The 21930-nt window shown below is 58.8% G+C and carries 20 protein-coding genes; 8 read left to right on the forward strand and 12 right to left on the reverse strand.

Going from position 1 to position 21930, the window contains the following annotated elements:
- Nucleotides 1-10: 10 nt before the first annotated feature.
- Nucleotides 11-325 carry a PTS sugar transporter subunit IIB gene (locus tag GRPL_RS20785; protein WP_032690208.1) on the reverse strand — a complete coding sequence of 105 codons (315 nt, stop codon included), beginning with the start codon at nucleotides 323-325 and terminating at the stop codon, nucleotides 11-13.
- Nucleotides 326-619: 294 nt separating this feature from the next.
- On the opposite strand from GRPL_RS20785, the gene GRPL_RS20780 reads away from it, so the two are divergent.
- The 3 genes from GRPL_RS20780 (at nucleotide 620) to GRPL_RS20770 (ending at nucleotide 4424) form a co-directional block, all read left to right on the forward strand.
- Nucleotides 620-1561 carry a LacI family DNA-binding transcriptional regulator gene (locus GRPL_RS20780; protein ID WP_032698508.1) on the forward strand — a complete coding sequence of 314 codons (942 nt, stop codon included), beginning with the start codon at nucleotides 620-622 and terminating at the stop codon, nucleotides 1559-1561.
- Nucleotides 1562-1777: 216 nt separating this feature from the next.
- A complete protein-coding gene (locus GRPL_RS20775; RefSeq protein ID WP_032697042.1) occupies nucleotides 1778-3148 on the forward strand; it encodes an MFS transporter in 1371 nt (456 codons plus the stop codon).
- A 13-nt stretch (nucleotides 3149-3161) separates the two neighbouring features.
- A complete protein-coding gene (locus tag GRPL_RS20770) occupies nucleotides 3162-4424 on the forward strand; it encodes a gallate dioxygenase (protein WP_032698510.1) in 1263 nt (420 codons plus the stop codon).
- Here the strand turns inward: GRPL_RS20770 and GRPL_RS20765 are convergent.
- Entirely contained in the window at nucleotides 4421-5641 is a 1221-nt protein-coding gene (locus GRPL_RS20765) for a LysR family transcriptional regulator (RefSeq protein ID WP_032698511.1), read from the reverse strand. The two genes, GRPL_RS20770 and GRPL_RS20765, sit on opposite strands and share 4 nt — an antisense overlap.
- A gap of 127 nt (nucleotides 5642-5768) precedes the next feature.
- Here GRPL_RS20765 and GRPL_RS20760 point away from each other — a divergent pair, with 127 nt between their 5' ends.
- The 4 genes from GRPL_RS20760 to GRPL_RS20745 are packed head-to-tail and all read left to right on the forward strand — an operon-like array spanning nucleotide 5769 to nucleotide 9169.
- A complete protein-coding gene (locus GRPL_RS20760) occupies nucleotides 5769-6509 on the forward strand; it encodes a PIG-L deacetylase family protein (RefSeq protein ID WP_032697040.1) in 741 nt (246 codons plus the stop codon).
- A complete protein-coding gene (locus tag GRPL_RS20755; RefSeq protein WP_032690213.1) occupies nucleotides 6506-7219 on the forward strand; it encodes a 4-carboxy-4-hydroxy-2-oxoadipate aldolase/oxaloacetate decarboxylase in 714 nt (237 codons plus the stop codon). Before GRPL_RS20760 ends, GRPL_RS20755 begins: the two co-directional genes overlap by 4 nt.
- Before the next feature lies 1 nt (nucleotide 7220).
- Complete coding sequence (locus GRPL_RS20750; RefSeq protein ID WP_032698512.1) at nucleotides 7221-8303, forward strand: 4-oxalomesaconate tautomerase; 1083 nt, start codon at nucleotides 7221-7223, stop codon at nucleotides 8301-8303.
- Nucleotides 8303-9169 (forward strand): NAD(P)-dependent oxidoreductase, encoded by an 867-nt coding sequence (locus GRPL_RS20745; protein WP_032698514.1) that lies wholly within the window; start codon nucleotides 8303-8305, stop codon nucleotides 9167-9169. Before GRPL_RS20750 ends, GRPL_RS20745 begins: the two co-directional genes overlap by 1 nt.
- Here the strand turns inward: GRPL_RS20745 and GRPL_RS20740 are convergent, their stop codons facing one another.
- The 9 genes from GRPL_RS20740 to GRPL_RS20700 form a co-directional block, all read right to left on the reverse strand.
- Nucleotides 9170-9460 carry a YicS family protein gene (locus GRPL_RS20740; RefSeq protein ID WP_032698516.1) on the reverse strand — a complete coding sequence of 97 codons (291 nt, stop codon included), beginning with the start codon at nucleotides 9458-9460 and terminating at the stop codon, nucleotides 9170-9172.
- Nucleotides 9461-9553: 93 nt separating this feature from the next.
- The gene (locus tag GRPL_RS20735) at nucleotides 9554-10456 is read right to left on the reverse strand and encodes an EamA family transporter (protein ID WP_032690217.1); all 903 of its coding nucleotides are present in this window, start codon (nucleotides 10454-10456) and stop codon (nucleotides 9554-9556) included.
- 121 nt (nucleotides 10457-10577) lie between these two features.
- Nucleotides 10578-12011 (reverse strand): PTS N-acetylmuramic acid transporter subunit IIBC, encoded by a 1434-nt coding sequence (gene murP, locus GRPL_RS20730; protein WP_032690218.1) that lies wholly within the window; start codon nucleotides 12009-12011, stop codon nucleotides 10578-10580.
- A 24-nt stretch (nucleotides 12012-12035) separates the two neighbouring features.
- Entirely contained in the window at nucleotides 12036-12938 is a 903-nt protein-coding gene (gene murQ, locus GRPL_RS20725) for an N-acetylmuramic acid 6-phosphate etherase (RefSeq protein WP_032690219.1), read from the reverse strand.
- A gap of 164 nt (nucleotides 12939-13102) precedes the next feature.
- Nucleotides 13103-14266, reverse strand: a complete 1164-nt coding sequence (locus GRPL_RS20720; protein ID WP_032698517.1) for a multidrug effflux MFS transporter — start codon at nucleotides 14264-14266, stop codon at nucleotides 13103-13105.
- 47 nt (nucleotides 14267-14313) lie between these two features.
- The gene (locus GRPL_RS20715; RefSeq protein ID WP_032690221.1) at nucleotides 14314-15678 is read right to left on the reverse strand and encodes an efflux transporter outer membrane subunit; all 1365 of its coding nucleotides are present in this window, start codon (nucleotides 15676-15678) and stop codon (nucleotides 14314-14316) included.
- A 3-nt stretch (nucleotides 15679-15681) separates the two neighbouring features.
- Nucleotides 15682-18789 (reverse strand): efflux RND transporter permease subunit, encoded by a 3108-nt coding sequence (locus GRPL_RS20710; protein WP_032698519.1) that lies wholly within the window; start codon nucleotides 18787-18789, stop codon nucleotides 15682-15684.
- Complete coding sequence (locus GRPL_RS20705) at nucleotides 18789-19913, reverse strand: efflux RND transporter periplasmic adaptor subunit (protein ID WP_032698520.1); 1125 nt, start codon at nucleotides 19911-19913, stop codon at nucleotides 18789-18791. Before GRPL_RS20705 ends, GRPL_RS20710 begins: the two co-directional genes overlap by 1 nt.
- 135 nt (nucleotides 19914-20048) lie before the next feature.
- Nucleotides 20049-20618, reverse strand: coding sequence for a TetR/AcrR family transcriptional regulator (locus tag GRPL_RS20700; protein WP_032690223.1), 570 nt, complete (start codon nucleotides 20616-20618; stop codon nucleotides 20049-20051).
- Between the two features lie 200 nt (nucleotides 20619-20818).
- Between GRPL_RS20700 and GRPL_RS20695 the strand changes: the two genes are divergently transcribed.
- Nucleotides 20819-21235 carry a GNAT family N-acetyltransferase gene (locus GRPL_RS20695; protein ID WP_032690224.1) on the forward strand — a complete coding sequence of 139 codons (417 nt, stop codon included), beginning with the start codon at nucleotides 20819-20821 and terminating at the stop codon, nucleotides 21233-21235.
- Nucleotides 21236-21263: 28 nt separating this feature from the next.
- Here GRPL_RS20695 and GRPL_RS20690 read toward each other — a convergent pair whose 3' ends face one another.
- Nucleotides 21264-21911 carry a TetR/AcrR family transcriptional regulator gene (locus GRPL_RS20690; protein WP_032690225.1) on the reverse strand — a complete coding sequence of 216 codons (648 nt, stop codon included), beginning with the start codon at nucleotides 21909-21911 and terminating at the stop codon, nucleotides 21264-21266.
- Between the last annotated feature and the right edge of the window lie 19 nt (nucleotides 21912-21930).

Genomic DNA, 21930 nt, shown 5'->3' on the forward strand with positions numbered 1-21930 from the left:
TGCACACCTCTTATTGCGCCGGATTAATCAGCGACAGCGCATAATCCAGGACGTTATCTCCCCGTTGCATCCCGTAGTCCATGGCATTAATAGGCTGGACCGGAATATTCAGGGAGGCGGCTTTTTCTGACAATGTTTTCAACATGTATTTCACCTGCGGACCAAGAAGTACCACCTGGTACTGCGGAAACTGCATGTCAAATTCGGAAACGCCGTAGGCGTCAATCTGCACCGGCAGGTTACGTTCTTTCGCCACGTCGACCATCTTCCTGACCAGCAAACTTGTGGACATCCCGGCAGAGCAGCACAGCATAATCTTGTACATCGACACTCATCCTCAAAATGTAAAAAGTTATTGCGTGGATGATTTGATATCAGACGGAAACCGGTTTCCATTCATAAAAAACAGAACTGTGATGACTGTCAAGATCTTCTCCTTATAGCGCTAATTAATTGGATTCTGCTCACAGATTTCGGCCGGTTTGGCGATGTTTTTCCATGAAACGGAGAATCGGTTTCCAAATGAAAAGGGAAACGGATATACTGGCGATGGTTATAATTGAAGCGATTCAGGGCCGGGGATGTACAGGGATCGGACGGGCCCTGTCAGGGGATAATGATGTCTACAATCAATGATGTATCACGTTTAGCAGGGGTGTCTAAAGCCACCGTCTCTCGGGTTTTGAGCGGTTCGCGCGGCGTCAAAGAGGCCAGCCGTCAGGCGGTACTGCAGGCGGCAGAAGAACTCAATTACCGACCCAATATGATAGCCCAGTCGCTGCTTAGCCAGAGCACCGGCTGTATCGGCGTGATTTGTGCTCAGGACAATATTAATCAAACGACCAGCTATCTGTATGCTCTGGAAAAACAGCTGAGCCTGCATCAGAAGCATCTGCTGCTGCGCTTTGCCAACACGCGCGCCGGCGTGATGAGCGCCCTCGAAGAGCTCAGCTGCGGCCTGTGTGATGATGTGTTGATTATCGGCGCGCGGTTTCCATTAAATATCGACCGGCCGGATGTGGCGCTGATTGACTGCCTGGAAAGCGAAGGGGTGAACAATATTCAGTTTGACCACGCATTTGCGGCGGAAACGGCCTGTAACTACCTGATTAGCCAGGGGCGGCGACAGATTGCGTTAATTCATCCGGAAGGGAGCGGCTTTGCCGACCAGGTTTTGCTGGGCTACAAACATGCGCTGGAAAAAAATTTCCTGCCGTTTAATCGCAACCTGGTATTCCTCGACAGCACATCGCCGTCGGTGGCGGTGCAGGAACTGGTGAACAATGCGACCACCTTGAATTTCAATGCGTTACTGGTTGCCGACGAGCAACAGGCTCAGCATATTGTGCCGCAGCTGCTGGCGTTCAACCGGGCGGTGCCGGAAAAAGTTATGGTGTTCAGCCTGGCCGGATCGTTACAGCTGCCCGGTATTCCGACCATCCCGGCAATTGAGTATTCGATGGACGCCATGGCGACACGCATCGTCAGCTGGCTGACGGAAAAAACCCAGATGCTCGGCGGCAGCATGTTGCGCGGTGATTTAATTATTCCGAAGCGCTAAGCGCCCCTTCTGAACCTCGACCCGCGGCTTTAACACCGCGGGTTTTTTTATACCGACCTTTTTGCTGTCCACTTCACAATATAAACAGAACTCATAGCTGCCGCCGGTTTTTTGAACCGGACAGCGCCCGGTGACTACCTTAAGTTGAATACGAAAGTTCAATACCAAAAATCATTAACCAGAACATTCGTATCGCCTGCTTAAGGAAGTCACCCTATGAATCACCCTCGTGTTGTCGACGTGAAGTCGTGGATCGATGCCCGACCGATCTCACGTTTTCAGTGGAACGTCCTGCTGCTGTGTTTTGTCATCATTATGCTTGATGGCTACGATGCGGCGGTGATGGGTTTTATCGCCCCGGCTCTGATTGAAGACTGGGGCATCAGTCGGGCCGAAATGGGGCCGATCCTCGGGGCCGCCATGTTTGGCGTAGCCCTCGGCGCGCTGGTTGCCGGCCCGCTTTCCGATCGTTACGGTCGCAAGCGTATTCTGCTGTGGTCGGTGGCCTTTTTTGCTCTCTTCAGCCTTGCCGCCGCGCTGGCGCAGAGCCCGTCACAGCTGGCGCTGATGCGCTTTCTCACCGGGCTGGGGCTGGGGGCGGTGATGCCCAACTGCGTGACGCTGGTGGCGGAATATATGCCCGAACGTCGTAAGGGGCTGATGATCACCCTGATGTACAGCGGCTTTAACGTCGGCTCCGGGCTGGGCGGCTTTATCGCCGCGGGTCTGCTGTCGCATTACAGCTGGCATTCGGCGCTGATATTCGGCGGCGTACTGCCGCTGGTGGTGCTGCCGTTCATGGTCGTCATGCTGCCGGAGTCGGCGATGAATATGGTGGCGCGTCGCTTACCGGGTGAGCATATTGCCCGGGTCCTCAACCGTCTGGGCGGCAGCTTCGATAGCAGCACCGTCTTTCAGCTCAATGCGCCGCAAATCTCACGGCGCAGTAAGGTGGCGCAGCTGTTTCGCAACGGCTATGCGCGCGGCACGCTCGCCCTGTGGCTGACCTATTTTATGGGGCTGTTTGTGATTTATCTGCTCAACGGCTGGCTGCCCACGATTTTACGTTCTGGTGGATTGTCGCTGCAGCAGGCGGCGATTATCACCGGTCTGTTCCAGCTGGGCGGCCCGCTGGGGGGGATCCTTGTCGGTTATCTGATGGACCGCGGCTCGGCAAAAGCGGTGATTGCGGTGACCTATTTCCTCGGCTGTATGTGTCTGTTAACCCAGGGGCTGATGGACTTCGGCTCGGCGGCGCTGGCGGTGCTGATCTTTATCAGCGGCATGTGTATTAACGGCGCGCAAAATGGCCTGCAGGCCTACTCGCCGGCCTACTATCAGACCGAAATTCGCGCCACCGGCGTTAGCTGGATGCACGGTATTGGCCGTAGCGGAGCGATACTTAGCTCTACCCTCGGTGGCGTGATTATGCTCGCCGTACCGGGCCACTCTTCAATATTTTTGGTGCTGGCGCTACCGGCCTGCCTGGCGGGGATCGCGATTTTACTGCACCGTATGAACCACCCTAAGCCTCGGCAAACAGAGGCGGATCTGAACGCGCTGTCGCAAACGTTGCATAACCGATAAGTGGAGTTACCTTATGGCCAGAATACTCGGCGGGATCGCCGTTTCTCATACCCCGACCATCGGCTTTGCCGTCGATCATCACAAACAGCAGGACGCGGCATGGGCACCTATTTTCCAGAGCTTTGAGCCGCTGCAGCGCTGGCTTGATGAGAAAAAACCGGATGCGCTGGTCTATATCTTTAATGACCATGTGACCGCCTTTTTCTTCGATCACTACTCGACGTTTACGCTCGGGATTGATAACGAATACGATGTGGCAGACGAAGGGGGTGGCCCGCGCGATCTGCCGCCGGTAAAAGGCGATGCGGCGCTCTCCAGGCATATTGGCGCGAGCCTGATGGCGGACGAGTTTGATATGTCGTTCTTTATGAACAAAAAGCTCGACCACGGCCTGTTCTCTCCGCTCTCGGCGCTGCTGCCGTGGCAGCAGGAGACGGGATGGCCGACGCGGGTGATCCCATTGCAAATCGGCGTGTTGCAATTTCCGGTGCCCAGCGCCCGGCGCTGCTACAAGCTTGGCCAGGCGCTGCGCCGGGCGATCGAAAGCTACCCGCAAGATATCAACGTGGCGATCGTCGCGACCGGGGGCCTGTCGCATCAGGTGCATGGCGAGCGCTGCGGTTTCAACAATCCGCAGTGGGACGCGCAGTTCGTTGATATGCTGGTTAATGATCCGGAAAAGCTGGCTGAAATGACGCTTGGCGAGTACGCCACGCTTGGGGGGATGGAAGGGTCTGAAGTGATTATGTGGCTGGTCATGCGCGGCGCGCTGTCGGCGAATGTGACTGAAACCTGGCGTGACTACTACCTGCCGTCAATGACCGGCATCGCCACCCTGATTCTGGAAAATAATGCCCGCACTCCGCCGGTGGATACCCTCAGTCGCCATCGTCAGCACATGGCACAGCAGCTGGCTGGCGTGGAAAAGCTGCCGGGGACCTATCCGTTCACCCATGAACGGAGCCTGAATAGCCTGCGGTTGAACAGTTTCCTCCACCAGTTGATCCAGCCCGCCTGGCGCGAGCGTTTTCTCAAGCAACCGCAGGCGCTTTACGCCGAAGCGGGGCTCAGCGAAGAGGAGCAACGTCTGCTCGATGAGCGCGACTGGCGTGGGCTGATTCAGTACGGCGCCAGCTTTTTCCTGCTGGAGAAAATGGGGGCGGTGGTGGGCGTATCCAACCTGCATATCTACGCCGCCATGCGCGGACAGACGCTGGAAGAGTTCCAGAAAACGCGAAATCAGCAGGTGACTTACTCGGTGGCCGGAACCCGTTAACCTTGCGCGACCTGCCGCTGGATAAAGCTGAGCAGTGCCTGGGTCGCCGGCGACGGCAAACTGCCCGCGCGGAAGGTTAGCCCGATGCGGCGGGTGGTATCCGGCAGCTGCACCGGCAGGACGGTCAGCAGGCCATTGTCGATTTCGAAACACATCTGGCTGGCGGAAACTGCCGCCAGCATATCAGAGTCGCGTAGCAGGCCGCGCACCATCGCCGCATCTCCTGTCTCCACGGTTGGCTGCGGCAAAGGTAATCCCAATGTCAGAAACGCCCGCTCCAGCAGGCGTCGTGCCGGAGCATTCGAGCGTGGCAGTACCCATTGCGCGGCCGCTAGCTGACTCAGTGGGTCGGGGTGGCGAAGCAGCGGGTGCTCGTTGCGCAGAAGAATCAACATATCTTCCTCAAACAGCGCCTCGCAGCTCAGGTCCGGCAGCTCTTCATCCTGACGCAGCGCGCCGATAATAAAATCGATGTGCCCCGCGCGCATGTCGGAAACCAACGACTCATACGGACTTTCGTTGGTCATCACCATAATCCCCGGATGATGCGCCAGAAAGGCGCTAATCGCCGCAGGCAGCAGCCGGGTACGGCTGAGCGGCAGGGCGCCGATGCGCACGCTACCCTCAAGCACCCCCCGACGGGCGGCAAGATCGCTCCAGATATTCTCCAGCTCGTTGAGTGCCCGGCTGATGGGCGGGTACAGCAGGTCTGCTGCCGGCGTCGGGCGGACGCCTTCCGGTGTCCGGCGAAACAGCGCGGAATCGGCGCCTTTTTCCAGAATTTTCAGCGCCGCGCTGACCGCCGGCTGGGTGATACCCAGCTGCGTGGCGACGGTCTGCGTGTGGTTGACATGGTAGAGCTGCAGAAAAATCTCCAGCCGCCGGGTATTAAACAGCCAGCCGGCGTCCGGCAGCGCCGATGAGGCGCGGGCTTTCAGCTTGTGCAACAGGGAGGGAATCGCCTGTAAATCACCGATCGCGCGCAGGGCGCGCGGCAGAATACATTTACCGTACTCTGTCGCCACCATCCCGCTGTAGTGGCGCTCGAATAGCGTCACGTTCAGCGCCGCTTCCAGATCGCGGATTGCCCGGGTGATCGCCGACTGTGTACGAAATAAGTCATCAGCGGCACGCGAGACGCTACCGCGCTGAGCGACCTGGCAGAAGAAGCGTAGCTGCATGATATTTATCGTCTTATCGTATTTTCTCTTCAACATTCTGTACCAGGCGCCAGGTTGTGAGCTTTCCTACAACATAAATAAAAATCATAGCCTTCGCAAGTTAACGAATTACCCGCGGACCCCGGGACATGACAAGCTGAAAAAAACAACAGAGGAAGCCATCATGTCTCATCCGCATAGCGAAAAAAGTGCCCTTGTCGTCAGCGCCCACTCTGCCGATTTCGTCTGGCGCGCTGGCGGGGCGATTGCCCTGCACGCCAGCCAGGGCTACCAGGTCCATATTGTCTGCCTGTCGTTCGGCGAGCGTGGCGAATCGGCCAAATTGTGGCGCAAAGGCAACATGACCGAAGAGACGGTGAAGCAGATCCGCCAGCAAGAGGCGCAGGCCGCCGCCGATATCCTCGGCGCCAGCGTCGAGTTCTTTGATATCGGCGATTATCCTCTGCGCGCCGATAAAGAGACGCTGTTCCGTCTGGCCGATGTTTATCGTCGCGTGCAGCCGCACTTTGTCCTGACTCACTCGCTGCAGGACCCCTACAACTACGACCATCCGATGGCCTCTAATCTGGCCCAGGAAGCGCGGATCATTGCCCAGGCAGAAGGCTATCGTCCCGGCGAAAAGATCGTTGCCGCGCCGCCGGTTTACTGCTTTGAGCCGCACCAGCCGGAACAGTGCCACTGGCAGCCGGATGTCTTGCTGGATATCACCAGCGTGTGGGAGAAAAAATATCAGGCTATTCAGTGTATGCAGGGCCAGGAGCATCTCTGGGAGTACTACACCCGGGTTGCGCTGCAGCGCGGCGTGCAGGCGAAACGCAATATTGGCATTACCGCCGCCCGCGATATCGTTCACGGCGAAGCATATCAGAGCATCTTCCCGCGGGTGACGGAGAATCTGGCATGAACCTGTTGAATAAAAAAGGCATTGTTGTCCGTAATCTGCCGCGCCACGACGCGGCGACGTTACAGCAGTTTGCAACAGCTGGGGTGGCAACGATTCATGAAGCGCACGATCGGCAGGGATTGATGGCTCCAGCCATTCGCCCGATTCAGCAAGGCGTCAGCCGGGCGGGGAACGCCGTAACGGTGCTGGTGACGCCGGGCGACAACTGGATGTTCCACGTGGCGGTCGAGCAGTGTCGCGCGGGCGATATTCTGGTCGTGGCCCCGACCTCGCCCTGCGGCGATGGCTTCTTCGGTGACCTGCTGGCAACGTCGCTGCAATCACGGGGCGTGATAGGCCTGGTGGGCGATATCGGGATCCGCGACTCGCATACCCTGCGAGAAATGGGCTTTGCCGTGTGGTCGCGCCAGGTCTATGCCCAGGGGACGGTGAAAGAGACGTTGGGATCGGTCAACGTCCCGGTTGTCTGCGCCGGGCAACTGGTTACCCCCGGCGATGTGGTGGTGGCGGATGACGATGGCGTCGTGGTCGTACCGCATGCACAAGCCCGCGCGGTGCTGGCCAAAGCGGAAACCCGAATGGCTAATGAAATGGCGAAGCGCGATCGGCTGCGCGACGGCGAGCTGGGACTGGATATCTACGCCATGCGTCCGCGTCTGGCGGAAAAGGGGCTGCGTTACTACGACAATGCGGACGATGTGGAGGGCTAAGATGGCGCAACGCAAGATACCCTGCCTGCTGATGCGCGGCGGTACCTCGAAAGCCGCCTGTTTCCTGGCGGACGATCTGCCGTCAGACCCCGCGCAGCGCGATGCGGTGCTGCTGGCGGCGATGGGCTCGCCGGACGCCAGACAGATTGACGGCATCGGCGGCGCCGATCCGCTGACCAGCAAAGTGGCGATTATCCGTCGCTCCGCGCGACCAGACGCTGACGTCGATTACCTGTTTGCTCAGGTTAACGTCGATAGCGCCGTGGTCGATTACGGGCAGAACTGCGGCAATATTCTCGCCGCCGTCGGGCCGTTCGCGATTGAACGCGGCCTGGTGGCCCACGCGGCGCCGCTGACCCAGGTGCGAATATTTATGGAAAACACCGGTCAGACGGCTATCGCTGAGGTGCCTTGCGATGAAGACGGTGTGGAGTATGCGGGTGGGACGCGTATTGATGGGGTGCCGGGGTATGCCAGCCAAATCGTACTGAATTTTCTTGATGTCGCAGGTTCCAGCTGCGGCGCGCTGCTGCCAACCGGCAACGCCATTGATCGCTTCGACGGCATCGAGGTGACCTGCATCGATAACGGTATGCCGGTGATTTTGTTACGTGCCCGCGACCTTGGGCGAAGCGGCTATGAAACCCGTGAACAGCTGGATAACGACAGCGAGCTGAAACAGCGGCTGGAGTCGATACGCCTGCAGGCCGGCCCACGAATGAATCTGGGCGATGTTGCCCGGCGTACGGTACCGAAAATGACCCTGCTCGCCGAGCCGCGCGACGGTGGCGCGATTTCCAGCCGGACCTTTATCCCTCACCGCTGCCATGCGTCGATTGGCGTATTTGGCGCAGTCAGCGTCGCCAGCGCCTGTCTGATCCCCGGTTCGGTCGCCGAGGGGCTGGCGCGGGTGGGCGACAATCCTCTTATCAGCGTTGAGCACCCCAGCGGCGAGTTCAGCGTTGCCCTGCGGCGCGGCGCGCAGGGTGAACTGGCGGGCTGCGGTCTGCTGCGTACCGCCCGTCTGCTGTTTTCCGGCGAAGTCTGTATTCCGGCCAGGGTCTGGCCGCATAAGGAGCAATGATGACGGCAATAACATTTATTGGTTTTGGCGAAGCGGGCGGGATTCTGGCGGGTGATTTGGCACGGGAAAATGACGTTACCATCTGGGACCACAAACTTCAGGGCGCAGAGCGCGCAGCGATGCGGGAAAAAGCGCATCTCGCTGGCGTCCGGGTTGCGGACTCGCTTGCCCAGGCGCTGGAGGGGGCAGCGCTGATCTTCTCCACCGTGACCGCCGGCTCGGCGCTGGAAGTCGCGCTGGCAGCAGCCGAATACGTACGCGAAGGCCAGTTTTTCCTCGATTTGAACTCGGTGGCCCCTGAAACTAAACGTATCGCGGCCAATCGCTTTTTGCCCGGGGCCTATCTCGATGTGGCGGTCATGGCGCCGGTACCGCCGGCGCGGCTGAGCACGCCGTTGCTGATCGGGGGCACGCAGGCTCGCGCACTCACGGAACGCTTAAGCGCCCTGGGGCTGAACGCTCGTTACGGCGCGGATGAAGTGGGCAAGGTGTCGGCCATTAAAATGTGCCGGAGCGTGATGATCAAAGGCCTGGAAGCGTTGACGACCGAATGCCTGTTCGCCGCCCGCGAATATGGGGTGGAAGAGCAGGTACTGGCATCGCTGCACGCCAGTTTTCCGTCGCTGGGCTGGAACGACGCGTTGCCGGGATATCTGATTAGCCGGGTGGCTGAACACGGTATTCGCCGCAGTGAGGAGATGGAAGAGGTGGTGAAAACGCTGCGTGATGCGGGGGGCGCAGGGCTGATGAGCCGGGCGACGGCCCAGGCGCAACGCCAGCTGCCGCAGAGCATGGCCGCACGCGACCTGAACTATGCACAGCTGGTGCCGTTCGACTGGAAAGCGTTGGCGGCGAAGCTAAAGTGATTACGTTTCCGGGCAGCTGATTTTATCGATGGCTGCCTGATAACCCTGCTGGTTATTTCGCTCTTTCGCCAGCGTGGCCTCCCGGACATACTCCTGGTTTGCCTGAGAGGCGAGGATTTTATTGGCAAAATCGGTATCGCTCAGGGGGGTCTTCGGGGCACATTTTTCCTTCACCGCTTTTAACACCAGCTGCTTTTGTTGCTCGAACTGCAGGCTCTTCAGCGGTGATTCGGCCCAGGCCGCCGTCGCGCTGAGGGTGGTAACCAGGCACAATATCCAACACGCTTTCATGGTGCTTCTCCTCAAATAGTAGCTTCAGTCAACTATATGCGCAGGATGCGAAACACGCAAATTATCAGGAAGTTAAGTTGTTTAAAATCAGATCTATGCTACCCGAACCCGACGTCGGGAATCCACGGCGATCAGCACCACAGAGGACAGAATCAGCAGAGTACCGAGCCAGTCCGGTAGCGTAAAGGTGATGCCCAGTAGCATGAGCGACAGCAGCGCGCTGCTCAGCGGTTCGGCGCAGCTGAGAATCCCCGCTTTCGCGCCGCCAATTTTCTGTGCCCCGTTTAAATAGAGGCTGAAAGTCAGCGAAGTGCCGATCACCACCAGATAGAAGAACGCCAGCAGCAGACGGCCATTGACGACAAAGTGGGTGCCCTGACCGCCGTAGAACGGCAGCAGCATTGCCCCGCCCAGCAGCATGCTCCAGCCGACGATCGGCAGGGTGCCGTATCGGGCGATGAGCGTTGACGGCCAGGTGGTGTAAAACGCGGCGGCAAAGGCCGACGCCACCCCCCAGAGCAGCGCCGACGGCGAAATGGACAACGTGGTGGGATTGCCGTGGGTGACCAGCAGGAACGTACCGGCCAGCGAGGTCCCGATGGCGGCCAGCACCAGCGGGCCCGGTCGTGTTTTGCGGGCCAGCGCAAACCAGGCGACGATAATGGTCGGCGACAGGAACTGCAGCACCGTTGCGGTCGCGGCGTTCGATTTCTCGATGGTCATCAGGAAGGTGTACTGCACGGTCAGCGCGCCAAACAGCGAGAAGAACAGCAGGCTGAAGGCATCTTTGCGGTTTTGCAGGACGCGGAAAATTTTGTCGCCGTGCACAAAAGCGAGCATCAGGAGAATCAGGCCAGCGAACAGCAGACGCGTCATGGTCAGAAACGGCGATGACATCTGGCTTTGCTGCATAATGTACTGCGCGCAAACGCCAGAACTGCCCCATAGCACCGCGGCTATCAGTACGTTCAGCATCCCTTTTTTGCTGGAGCCCATCTTTTCCTCGAATGAAATATTGCAAAGGGCGCATCATAGCATGAGCTGACGCGCGCAGGCGGGCAGGAAATGGTGGGGCCCGGCGTGGTGGCGATGGCCGGGACCCCGGGGTGATTTGGCGTTAGCTCAAATCGACGTTTTTACTGCCGAACAGCCAGGTAAAGGCGAAGCCGCAGAGGTAGGAAACGGCCAGACCTGCGGCGTAAACCGCCATGCCAGCGTAGATCCCGCTCGCGGAGGTCATTAGCGGTAGCGCCACGAGGCCAGAAGGGCCAAAGACCGTATTCAGCCCTACCGGCAGGCCCAGCCACGCGATCAGACCGAGGAAAAAGCCGCCGCAGGCACCGCCAATACAGGCGGTGATAAACGGCTTCATGCGCGGCAGGGTTACGCCATAAATCAGCGGTTCGCCGATACCGAGAAAGCCGGGAATGATCGCCCCTTTAATCTGGGTCCGCAGCATCGAGCCGTGCTTCGCCCGCCAGTACAGCGCCAGCGCGGCACCAACCTGCCCGGCTCCCGCCATCGCCAGGATCGGGAACAGTGAGTTAAATCCTTGCGCATCGACCAGCGCAAAATAGACCGGCACGAAGCCCTGATGGACGCCGAACATCACCGCCAGCAGGAACAGACCGGCGAGCACCGCGGAGCCAAACGGGTTGCCGTTGAGATGGAGGAACAGCCACGACATCCCGGTAAACAACCAGCCGCCGATGGGCATAATCACCGTAAAGGTCACAGCGCCCATAATCAGCAGGGTGACTGCCGAGGTCAGGATCATATCGAGGTTGGCCGGCATCACGCGGCGTACCTGCTTTTCCACCCACGCACCGAGAATCGAGGCAATCAGCACGCCGATAATGTTGCCGCGCGGGTCAATGCCGTGGCCGAAGAAGGTGGTGATCCCGGAGAAGAACCCGCTGGTGGCTTCGGGGTTGTAGCCGAGGACAAACAGCGAAGCGATAATGGCGCCGTTGACTCCGGAACCGCCAAACGCCTTCTGCGCGTTATAGCCGATCAGGATACTCAGGAAGGTGAACATTCCCTTGCTGAAGACTTTCATGTAGCCAATTAGCGCCACCAGGGAGGCGTTGGGATGGGCGTTCTCCAGCACAAACATCTGTTCTGCCAGCGTCGCGAAGCCGAGCAGCAGACCGACGGCGATAAAACCGGGAATCAGCGGGGTAAAAATAGTGGCGAATTTGGCGAGAAACTTCTGCACGCCGCTGGTTTGCTTACTTTTCAGCGCCTGTTTTTTCTCTGCCGCCACCTCCGCCAGAGACGGCGCGTCGGCCGGCGCCTCTTCCAGCAGTCCGTTCATCATTTCCGCTGCGGTTTGCGCTTTACCGGGGCCGAGCACCACCTGAAACTGCTCATCGCTGACGATAACCCCCATCACCCCTTCAATCTGGCGGATGGCGGCGCTATCGGCGAGCTGCTCATCACGTAGGGTTAAACGCAGGCGGGTCATACAGTTCCCCGCCTGGGCGACGTTTGCGGCCCCGCCAACATGGGTCAGGATCCGCGCTATCATCTCTTTATTTATTTTTGCCATTGCACGTTACCGGGTTGTCGGCGCTTAGGTGTTGCTCAGCGCCTGGCGGATAAAACCGTTATTTTGCGCCAGCAGGGACTGGGCTTCCGCAGCGTTCAGATTCGCCAGCACCATGACAATGGCGGTTTTACAGTGGCGACCGCAGGCGTCCAGCGCGGCCTGTGCGGTGGCGCGATCGCAGTCGGTTGCTTCCATAACGATCGAGACCTGGCGCTCAATCAGCTTCGCGTTGGTCGCTTCAACGTCAACCATCAGGTTGCTGTAAATCTTACCAATACGGATCATGGCACCGGTGGAGATCATGTTCAGCACCAGCTTTTGCGCGGTTCCCGCTTTCAGACGGGTAGACCCGGTGACCACTTCCGGACCCACGACTGGGGTAATGGCCACATCGGCCAGACGGGCCATTTCACCGTGCGGGTTGCAGCTGACGATGGCCACAAAGGCGTTCTGGCTGTGGGCATACTCCATGGCGCCAATGACGTACGGCGTACGTCCGCTGGCGGCCAGGCCAACCAGCACATCGCGGTTGCTGAAGTTAAGATTTTGCAGGTCCATGGCGCCCTGCGCTTTGTTATCTTCCACATTTTCCACGGCGCTGAGAATGGCTTTATGGCCGCCGGCAATCACCCCGACCACCTGCTCCGGACGGGTACCGAAAGTCGGCGGACATTCGCTGGCATCCAGGATCCCCAGGCGCCCGGAGGTCCCGGCGCCAATGTAAATCAGGCGTCCACCGGCTTGTAACGCCGCGGCCACTTTATCTACGACCTGAGCGATTTGCGGTAAATAGGGGGCGATCGCGTGGGGCACCTGCTGGTCTTCCTGGTTAATAACCGTCAGCATCTCGACGGTGGACAGGGTGTCTATATTGGCGCTATTGGCATTGCGGCGCTCGGTCAGCAGCGCGCTCAGGTCGATACTCATACACAAACCTCTTCAATCACAGTTAAGCCAGATTTTAAGGAATTAATTATTCCAATCATGTGAAGGTTATCACGATTAATACTCAACGGATAATAAGAGATTTGTAGGCAGGTCGGGAAGTGATGCAGTAACAAAATTGGAATATTTTATTACTGCATTCGCGCTTAAAGGGTCGAGTGGTTTTTTTGCAGGCCGAAGAACAGGGCGATCAGATAGCTGATGGTCATGGCGAGGCTCATTTTCAACATCGTTTCACCGCCGAGTCCGGCCAGCGGCGCCGCGATGCCGCCGCAGACAAACATCAGGGTCCCCATCAGCGCCGAGGCGGTACCCGATTGCGTACTGCTGACCTCGCTCATCGCTTTTGAGCCGGCAACGGTGCTGATACCGCTCATGAACGACACGGTGAAGAACAGGCCGATTAGCGCCGGTAGCGGCAGATGTTGCCAGGCGAGAAACAGGGTGATGACTGCACACAGGACCGCCAGGCTCAGGCCACCGCGCAGCAGCGTATCGGCGCTATAGCGGCGCGAGAGGCGGGAGAAGATCTGCGCGGCGATAATCAGTCCAATGCCGTTTACGCCAAACAGCAGGCTGAACTGCAGGGCCGTCATGCCGTATTCGCTCTGAATCACGAACGACGACGAGCCGATGTATGAGAACAGTCCGGCCATCATAAAAGCCTGAATCAGGCAGTAGCGCATAAAGGGGCGGTTTTTCAGCACCGGGATGTCGCTCTGCTGATGCGTCGTGGCCGGATCTTTACCCGGCAGCGTTTCGCGTAGCACCGTCAGGCTCAGGAGCAGCAGTACGCCGCCGATCCCGGCCATCGTCCAGAACAAAATTCGCCAGTCGAACGCGGTAATGATGTAGCCGCCAATCACCGGCGACACCACCGGGGCGATGCCGTTGACGGTCATCAACAGGGCGAAAAACTGGGTCAGTCGGGCGCCCTGATATTTATCGCGGGCAATCGAACGGGAGAGCACTGACCCCCCCGCACCGGCGAAGCCCTGCAGAAAACGCCAGCCGATCAACAGATGAATATCGTCGGTCGCGGCGCACATCGCCGATGAGAAAATAAACAGCAGCAGCGAGAGCACCAGCGGTTTTTTACGCCCGATGCGGTCGCTGAGCGGACCAAAAAACAGCTGGCCGAGACCAAGACCAATCAGCGCTGCGGTTAGCGAGAACTGGGTCTGCGTGCCGGTGGCATTCAGCTGCCGGGTAATATCCGGCAACGCGGGCAGATAGAAATCGGTGCACAGCGGACCGATGGCGGTTAACAGGCCGAGAATTAACGCCCAGGAGAGGGAGATGCGCGGCATAAAAACTCCTTTAGCATACCGGGCGTTGCCGCCCGGTTGATATTGATTTAGCTGGCGCCGCCTCCCAGCGACTGCCAGAGCGTGATGCGGTTTTCCAGATCGGTTTGTTGCAGCGATATCAGCGTCGCCTGCGCCGACCACAGCGTGCGCTGGGCGGTCAGGACCGACAGATAATCGCCGACGCCGGTCTGATAACGCCTCAACGCAATATCCAGCGACGTCTGCTCGGCGGCGACGTACTGCCGCTGGGCATCCAGCTGCTCGCTCAGCGTTTCCCGGCGCGCCAGCGCATCGGCCACGTCTTTAAAGGCGCTCTGGATACTCTTCTCGTAGGTGGCGATCAATCCCTTTTTCTCCGCTTCCGCGTAGCGCAGCTGGGCCAGATTGCTGCCGCCGGTAAACAGCGGCAGGCTAATCGACGGGGCGAACGACCACACCTGCATTCCGTGACTGAACAGGGAAGATAGCGCATCGCTGCCCACGCCAGCGCTGGCGGTCAGGGAGATGGTCGGGAAGAAATTGGCTCGCGCCGCGCCGATATCCGCATTGGCGCTCTTCAGGTTATGCTCCGCTTCCTGGATATCCGGGCGGCGGAGCAGCACCGACGAGGATACGCCGGCCGGTACCAGGCTAATGCTGTGGTCGCCGAGGCTTTCCAGGGTACCGGGCAGCAGGCTGTCGGGCACGGTTTCACCGGCCAGTAAATTGAGCGCGTTTTTGTCCTGCGCCACCTGGGTGCGATAGCTGGCGACGCTGGCACGCGCCTGCTGGTAAACGCTTTCGGCATCGCTGAGGTCGCCCGCGGAAGCGGTGCCTACCGCCATCTGGCGGGCAACAATTTTGCGTGAGTTCTCTGCGCTGGCCAGGGTCTGCTGGGCCAGCGCCAGATTGCTGTTATCCGCCGCGAGCGTGACCCATGCGGTGGTCAGATCGGCAATCATCGTCAGGCGCGTATTCTGCGCGGTGTATTCGCTGGCAAGCCAGGTCTCCCGTGCCGCCCGCGATAAACTCTGATTCTTACCAAACAGATCCAGCTCGAAGCTGGAGACCGCGCCGTCGGCCTCTGAGGATGAGGTGAGGCCGCTGGCGACAGTTTTACTGCGGGTATGGCTCAGTTCGGCGTCAACGGTGGGGAACAGCGATGCGCGGGTTTCGCCATACTGCGCCCGAGCGGCCTCAATGTCGGCAATCGCTTTCTGCAGATCGCGGTTGCTGGTCAGCGCCATGCTGACCACTTTTTTCAGCCGCGCATCGTTGACAACCTGCTGCCAGCTGCCGACCACCGCAGTGGCTTCACCGTGAGCGCCAGGGAGCGTCGCGGGAACCGGCGCCGCCGGGCGGCTATAGTCCGGATCGAGGGAAACACAGCCTGCGGTCAGGAGCGCAACAAAAACCAGGGTCAAACGAAACATAACTTACTCCTGAGTAGGGCGTTGGCGGGTGAACAGACGCTTCACCAGCACAAAGAACAGGGGAACGAAGAACACTGCCAGCAGCGTTGCGGTCAGGGTGCCGCCGATAATACCGGTCCCGATCGCCACGCGGCTGTTGGCCCCGGCGCCGGTCGCTACCGCCAGCGGCAGGACCCCGGCGATAAACGCCAGCGAGGTCATCACGATAGGACGCAGACGCGTTTGCGCCGCACGTAGCGCCGCGCGCGACAAGGAATAGCCCTCATCGACCGCCGCTTCGGCAAATTCAACAATCAGGATGGCGTTCTTCGACGACAGACCGATGGTGGTCAACAGTGCGACCTGGAAGTAGACATCGTTGCTCAGATCGCGCATCCACGCCGCCAGCGCCGCGCCGAGCAGGCCCAGCGGGATCACCATGATCACCGAGAAGGGGACCGACCAGCTTTCATACAGCGCGGCGAGACACAGGAACACCACCAGAATCGAGATGGCATACAGGCTCATGGCCTGCCCGCTGGCCAGCTTTTCCTGAAGCGACATGCCGCTCCATGCCCAGGTGGTGCCTGCCGGCAGGCTGTTGGCCAGCGCTTCCATTTTTTCCATTGCCGCACCCGAGCTGAAGCCGGAGGCATTCTCACCCTGGATTTCGAAGGCCGTGGCGCCGTTGTAGCGCACCAGGCTTTCCGGGCCATATTGCCAATGGGTGGTGGCAAAGGCGGAGAACGGCGTCATGCTGTCATTGCTGCTGCGTACGAACCATTTACCGAGATCGGACGGCACGGCGCGGGCGTCGCTTTCTCCCTGGATGTAAACCTTCTTCACGCGTCCGCGATCGATAAAATCGTTGACGTAGGTGCCGCCCCATGCGCTGGAGAGCGTGTCGGTGACATCGCTCAGCGACAGTCCCAGGGAAACGGCTTTGTCATTGTCGATATCGACCTGCAGCTGCGGCATTTGCGGCAGGTCGTTGGCGCGGACCGACTGGAGTTCCGGACTTTGGTTGGCGGCAGCCAGTAGCTGGCTGCGCATTTTCATCAGGCTATCGCGATCGGTGCCGCCGCTGGCCATCAGTTCAAAGGTAAAGCCGTTGCTCTGCCCCAGACCGTCCACCGACGGCGGGGTCATGGCAAACAGCGAGGCGTCGCGAATACTGCTCAGATCCCGGGTGGCGCGCAGGGCAATGGCCTGGGCGGTGTTCTCGGCGCCTTTACGCTCGGACCAGTTTTTCAGCGACACGAAGGCCATCCCGGCGTTTTGTCCGCTGCCGCTGAAGTTAAAGCCATCGACGGTGAAAATAACGTTGGTATTGGCTTTTTCTTTGCTGAGGAACCAGTCGGTCACCTGGCGGCGTACCTCGGCGGTACGCACGGCGGTGGCGCCCGCCGGGAGGGTGTACTGAACCATAATTTCACCCTGATCCTCTACCGGCAGGAAGCTTCCCGGCAGCTTCCACATCGCCAGCGCCATGGTGCCGCAGATCAGCACAAAGGCGCCCATCATCATGGCAGAGCGGCGCAGCCCGCCGAGCACGCGATGCTGATAGCCCTGTTCGGTACGGCCCCACAGGCGGTTAAACGCCCCGAAGAACCCTTTGGTATGCGGCTTAGAGTGGGAGAGCAGCGCGCCACACAGCGCCGGCGTTAGGGTGAGAGCCACCACCACCGACAGCATCATCGCCGAGATAATGGTCACCGAGAACTGGCGATAAATCACGCCGGTCGAGCCGCCAAAGAAGGCCATCGGTAAGAATACCGCCGACAGCACCAGCGCAATCGCGATCAGCGCCCCGGAGATTTCGCCCATCGATTTTTCGGTAGCTTCACGGGCGGGCAGGCCCTCGTCGCGCATAATACGCTCGACGTTTTCCACCACCACGATGGCGTCATCCACCAACAGGCCGATGGCCAGTACCATCGCAAACAGGGTCAGGGTGTTGATGGAGTAGCCGAACAACGCCAGTACGCCAAAGGTCCCCAGCAGCACGACCGGCACCGCCACCGCCGGAATCAGCGTGGCGCGGAAGTTTTGCAGGAACAGGTACATCACGCAAACCACCAGAATGATGGCTTCAAACAGCGTTTGAATAACATCTTCAACCGAGATTTTGATGAACTCGGTGCTGTCTTTCGGATAGGCGATATCGTAGCCCTGCGGCATCTGCCGCTGATATTCAGCAATTTTACTTTTCACGCGCGTGGCGGTATCCAGCGCGTTGGCGCCCGGGGCCATCATCACCGCGATACCGGCGGCCGGGTGGCCGTTGAGGTTTGAGGTGGCGGTGTAATCTTCGCTGCCCATCTCAACGCGAGCGACGTCGCCCAGACGCACCACCGAGCCATCTGACTTGCTCTTGACGATAATGTTTTTGAACTGATCGACGGTTTGCAGCCGTGACTGGGCGCGGACGGTGGCGGTCAGCTGCTGCGCGCTGGATGACGGCAGCGCGCCGATTTTGCCCGCGGAAATTTGCACGTTCTGCGCTTCAATCGCCGTTTGTACATCGGAAGGCATCAGCGCGTAGGAGGCCAGTTTGGTTGGATCCATCCAGATACGCATCGCGTATTCTGCGCCGAAAACGCGCAGGCTACCGACGCCCTCAACGCGCGCCAGCGGGTCCTGCATGTTACTGACCAGCCAGTCGGAGATATCGGAGCTGGTGGCTTTGTTATTTTTATCGTACACCGCGAGGATCAGCAGGAAGTTACTTTGCGATTTCACTACCGTGACGCCGGACTGCTGCACCTCGCTCGGCAGGCGTGATTCCGCCTGCTGGACTTTGTTCTGCACCTGCACCTGGGCGGTATCCGGGTCGGTCCCCTGCTCGAAGGTGACGGTAATATCTACCGAGCCGTCAGAGCTGCTGGTGGAGGTGAAATAGAGCAGGTTATCCAGCCCGGTCAGCTGCTGTTCAATGACCTGAGTGACGCTGTTTTCCAGGGTTTCCGCAGAGGCCCCGGTATAGGTGGCCGAGATTTTTACCGCCGGAGGGGCGACGTCAGGATATTGCGCCACCGGCAGCGTCTGGATGGCGAGCACCCCGGCGAGCATGATCAGAATGGCGATAACCCAGGCGAAAACCGGGCGACGCACAAAGAAGCGGGAAAACATCAGGCGTTGCCTCCGTCATTGTTGACTTCGACGGCTTTGACCTGTTGGCCAGCAGCGACTTTGCTGGTGCCTTCAACGATCAGCTTATCGCCGCTTTTCAGGCCGTTCACCACCAGCCATTTGTCGCCGTATGCGTCACCGGTTTCGACTTCCCTTTGCTCTACTTTGCTGTTGCTATCGACGACGAGCGCGGTGGCATTGCCTTTGGCATCACGGGTGATGCCTTGCTGTGGCGCCAGGATCGCATCGTCCATCACTCCTTCATCGACGTGGGCGCGCACGAACATTCCCGGTAACAAGACATGCTGCGGGTTGGGGAAGACTGCGCGCAGCGTGACCGAACCGGTGGATTCGTCCACCGCCACTTCGGTCAACGCCAGATGCCCTTTTTCGCTGTAGGTGCTGCCATCTTCCAGGGTCAGCGACACGCTAAGCGTATTGTCGTTGGTCGCCAGCGCTTGTTTGCGCAGGCGCAGCAGATCGACGCTGGAGCGGGTGAGATCGACATACATGGTGTCCAGCCCACGGATCGTCGCCAGGGCGGTATCCTGGTCGGCGGAAACCAGTGCGCCGGGGGTGACGGAAGAGATGCCGATCCGTCCGGCAATCGGCGCGGTAACGGTGGTCCAGTTCAGGTTAATCCGCGCGCTCTCCAGCGCCGCCTTTTTCGACTCCACGCTGGCTTTGTCCTGATTGCAGGTGGAGATAGCATCGTCGGCATCCTGACGGGAAACGCCGTTGTCCTTCACCAACGCCGCGTAGCGCTGGGCTTTCTGACAGTCGGATGTCACCAGCGACTGGGCCTGCTTGAGCGCGGCGGCGGCTTCGTTATAGGCCGCGCGATAGCTGGCGGGGTCGATTTGATACAGCGCCTGGCCGGCTTTTACCCTATCGCCCTCGGTGAACAGGCGTTTTTGAATGATGCCGCCCACCTGCGGACGCACTTCGGCGCTGAGTGAGGCCGTGGTACGACCGGTCAGTTCGCTGATCACGGAAACGGGCTGGCTTTTCAGCGTGACGACGCCCACTTCCGGCGTCATCTGTGGTGGGGCTGATGTTTGGGCATTATCGCATCCGCTCAGGATGAATAAGGCCGCTGCGATGGGGATTATGGTATATTTCATTATATTTTTCTCAGGATGAACGACGTCCTCCCCGCTAATTAAATAGCAGGGTTCAGGCCAGCGGGTGACGCATTTCCGATAAACGGAAACGACAAAAAGGGAATTTAAAATTCCCTGTTTATTAATTGCAGTTAATTATTTATCCATTAGCAACATAGCGGTTATTTCCCGATAAAGTTTCTCGAGGACTTCTGGTGCCACCGTTTGTGGAACAAGACGCCGGTAAATCGTCCCTTCCATCATTACCGCGGTGATCTCAACGCAGCAGCGGATGCGTTCGTCGCTCAGATGCGGGTGCGCTTTGCGTATATGCGCGCAGGCGTTGGCAAACATGCGCTTGTCGGCTTCCACCATCATGGCCGCGATTTGCGGGTTGCGGGTCGCTTCGGCGGCCATTTCCAGCATCAGCGCGTCATCATCTTCATCCAGGGTCTGTCGCCAGGCGAGCAGCCGCGGAATTTGGTCCGTCTGCGTTTTTCCGTCCATCTCGGCAATACGATAATCGATGATGCGGCGGATCATTTCCGCAATAATGGCGTCTTTACTGGCGAAGTAGCGGTAGATTTGCCCGACGCTCAGCTTCGCCTCGCTGGCGATCTGCGCCATGCTGGCTCCGTGAAAACCATGACGACGAAAGCAGTGACGTGCGGCAGCGATGATTTCATCCTGCCGGATCTTTTGCCGGGCGGCCAGGGCGTTGCTCATGGTTTTCTCCGTGGTGACATAAAGTGAGAATGATCATTCTCATTTTTCCTTCATTATACGTTTCCAGCGGATGATGGAAAGGTTTTTTTAATTAAAAATAAGCCCGGAAAATTTAGACAGGAAATAATGGAGAAAATAAGTATTTTTTGTGAAAGTAAGCGCAGAGATATCTTCATAATATTGAATTAAGGAGAATACCGATGGCATTGATTATAACGAAAAGTATTAATCCAGCGGATCAGGAGGAGTTGCTGGCAGGATTACGTGAATACAACCTGCGCTATCTGGATGCGACGCAGTTTGCTGACCTGGGCGTCTACTTCCGTGATGAGGCCGGGGTCATGTTGGGCGGTTTGATTGCCAAAAGAAAGGCCAACTGGCTCTGTATTGAGTATTTGTGGGTCAGTGAAGCTTCGCGCGGCAGCGGGCTGGGCGGCGAACTGATGCGCGCGGCGGAAAAGCAGGCGCGCGAGGAGGGCTGTCGCCATGTTCTGGTCGATACCTTCAGCTTCCAGGCCCTGCCGTTTTATCAAAAGCAAGGCTATCAGCTGCAGATGTCGCTTCCTGATTTTCCGCACGTCGGGATGGCGCGCCACTACCTGTCGAAAGCGCTGTAGCTCCGGCGGGCAGCCGATAGCGCGTGGCTTAACCGGCAATTCCCTGGCGGATCAGCGTCAGCGCGTGGCTGACAATGGTCTGTCGGGAGACGGAGGCTAAGCGTGTGTCGGTACGCAGGCGGGAGAAAGGCACCAGAACCAGGCTAATCAGGGTGGTGAACAGCAGCTCCGGCGACAGGGCCGGGTTGAGTTTACCCTCTTCCTGCCAGCGCTTCACCGTTGCCAGCATCCGGTGGTATTTATCATCGCCAAAGCGCGCGTGCATATGCTGGCGAAGTATCGGCATCTCGCCAATCACCTCCTGCATCCACAGCGGCGCAAACCAGTTGTGCTTCTCCGCCAGCGTCCCCAGTGCCTCGATCAGCAAGGTGAAAGCGGTCACCGGATCTTCCGGATGTTCGATAAAAATCTGGCCTATCTCACTGCGCAAAGGCATGAAGCGCTCTTCCAGCAACTGGTCTACTAACGCTTCCCGCGAGCTGAAATAGTAGTGCAGCATCGCCGGCGTCACGCCGGCTTCTTTGGCAATGGCATTGAGCGAAGTATGGGCGATCCCCTGACGGGCAAACAGCATCAGCGCAATATCCATAAGCTGCTCGCGACTGGCCGTGCCGGGTTTTTTACCCCGCGGGCGGCCCGGGCGGCGAGGGACATCATTGTCTTTTTGTGCGGCCATTTCTTGATCCTCTCTTGAC

The organism is Klebsiella planticola ATCC 33531, assembly GCF_000735435.1.
GTDB lineage: Bacteria > Pseudomonadota > Gammaproteobacteria > Enterobacterales > Enterobacteriaceae > Klebsiella > Klebsiella planticola.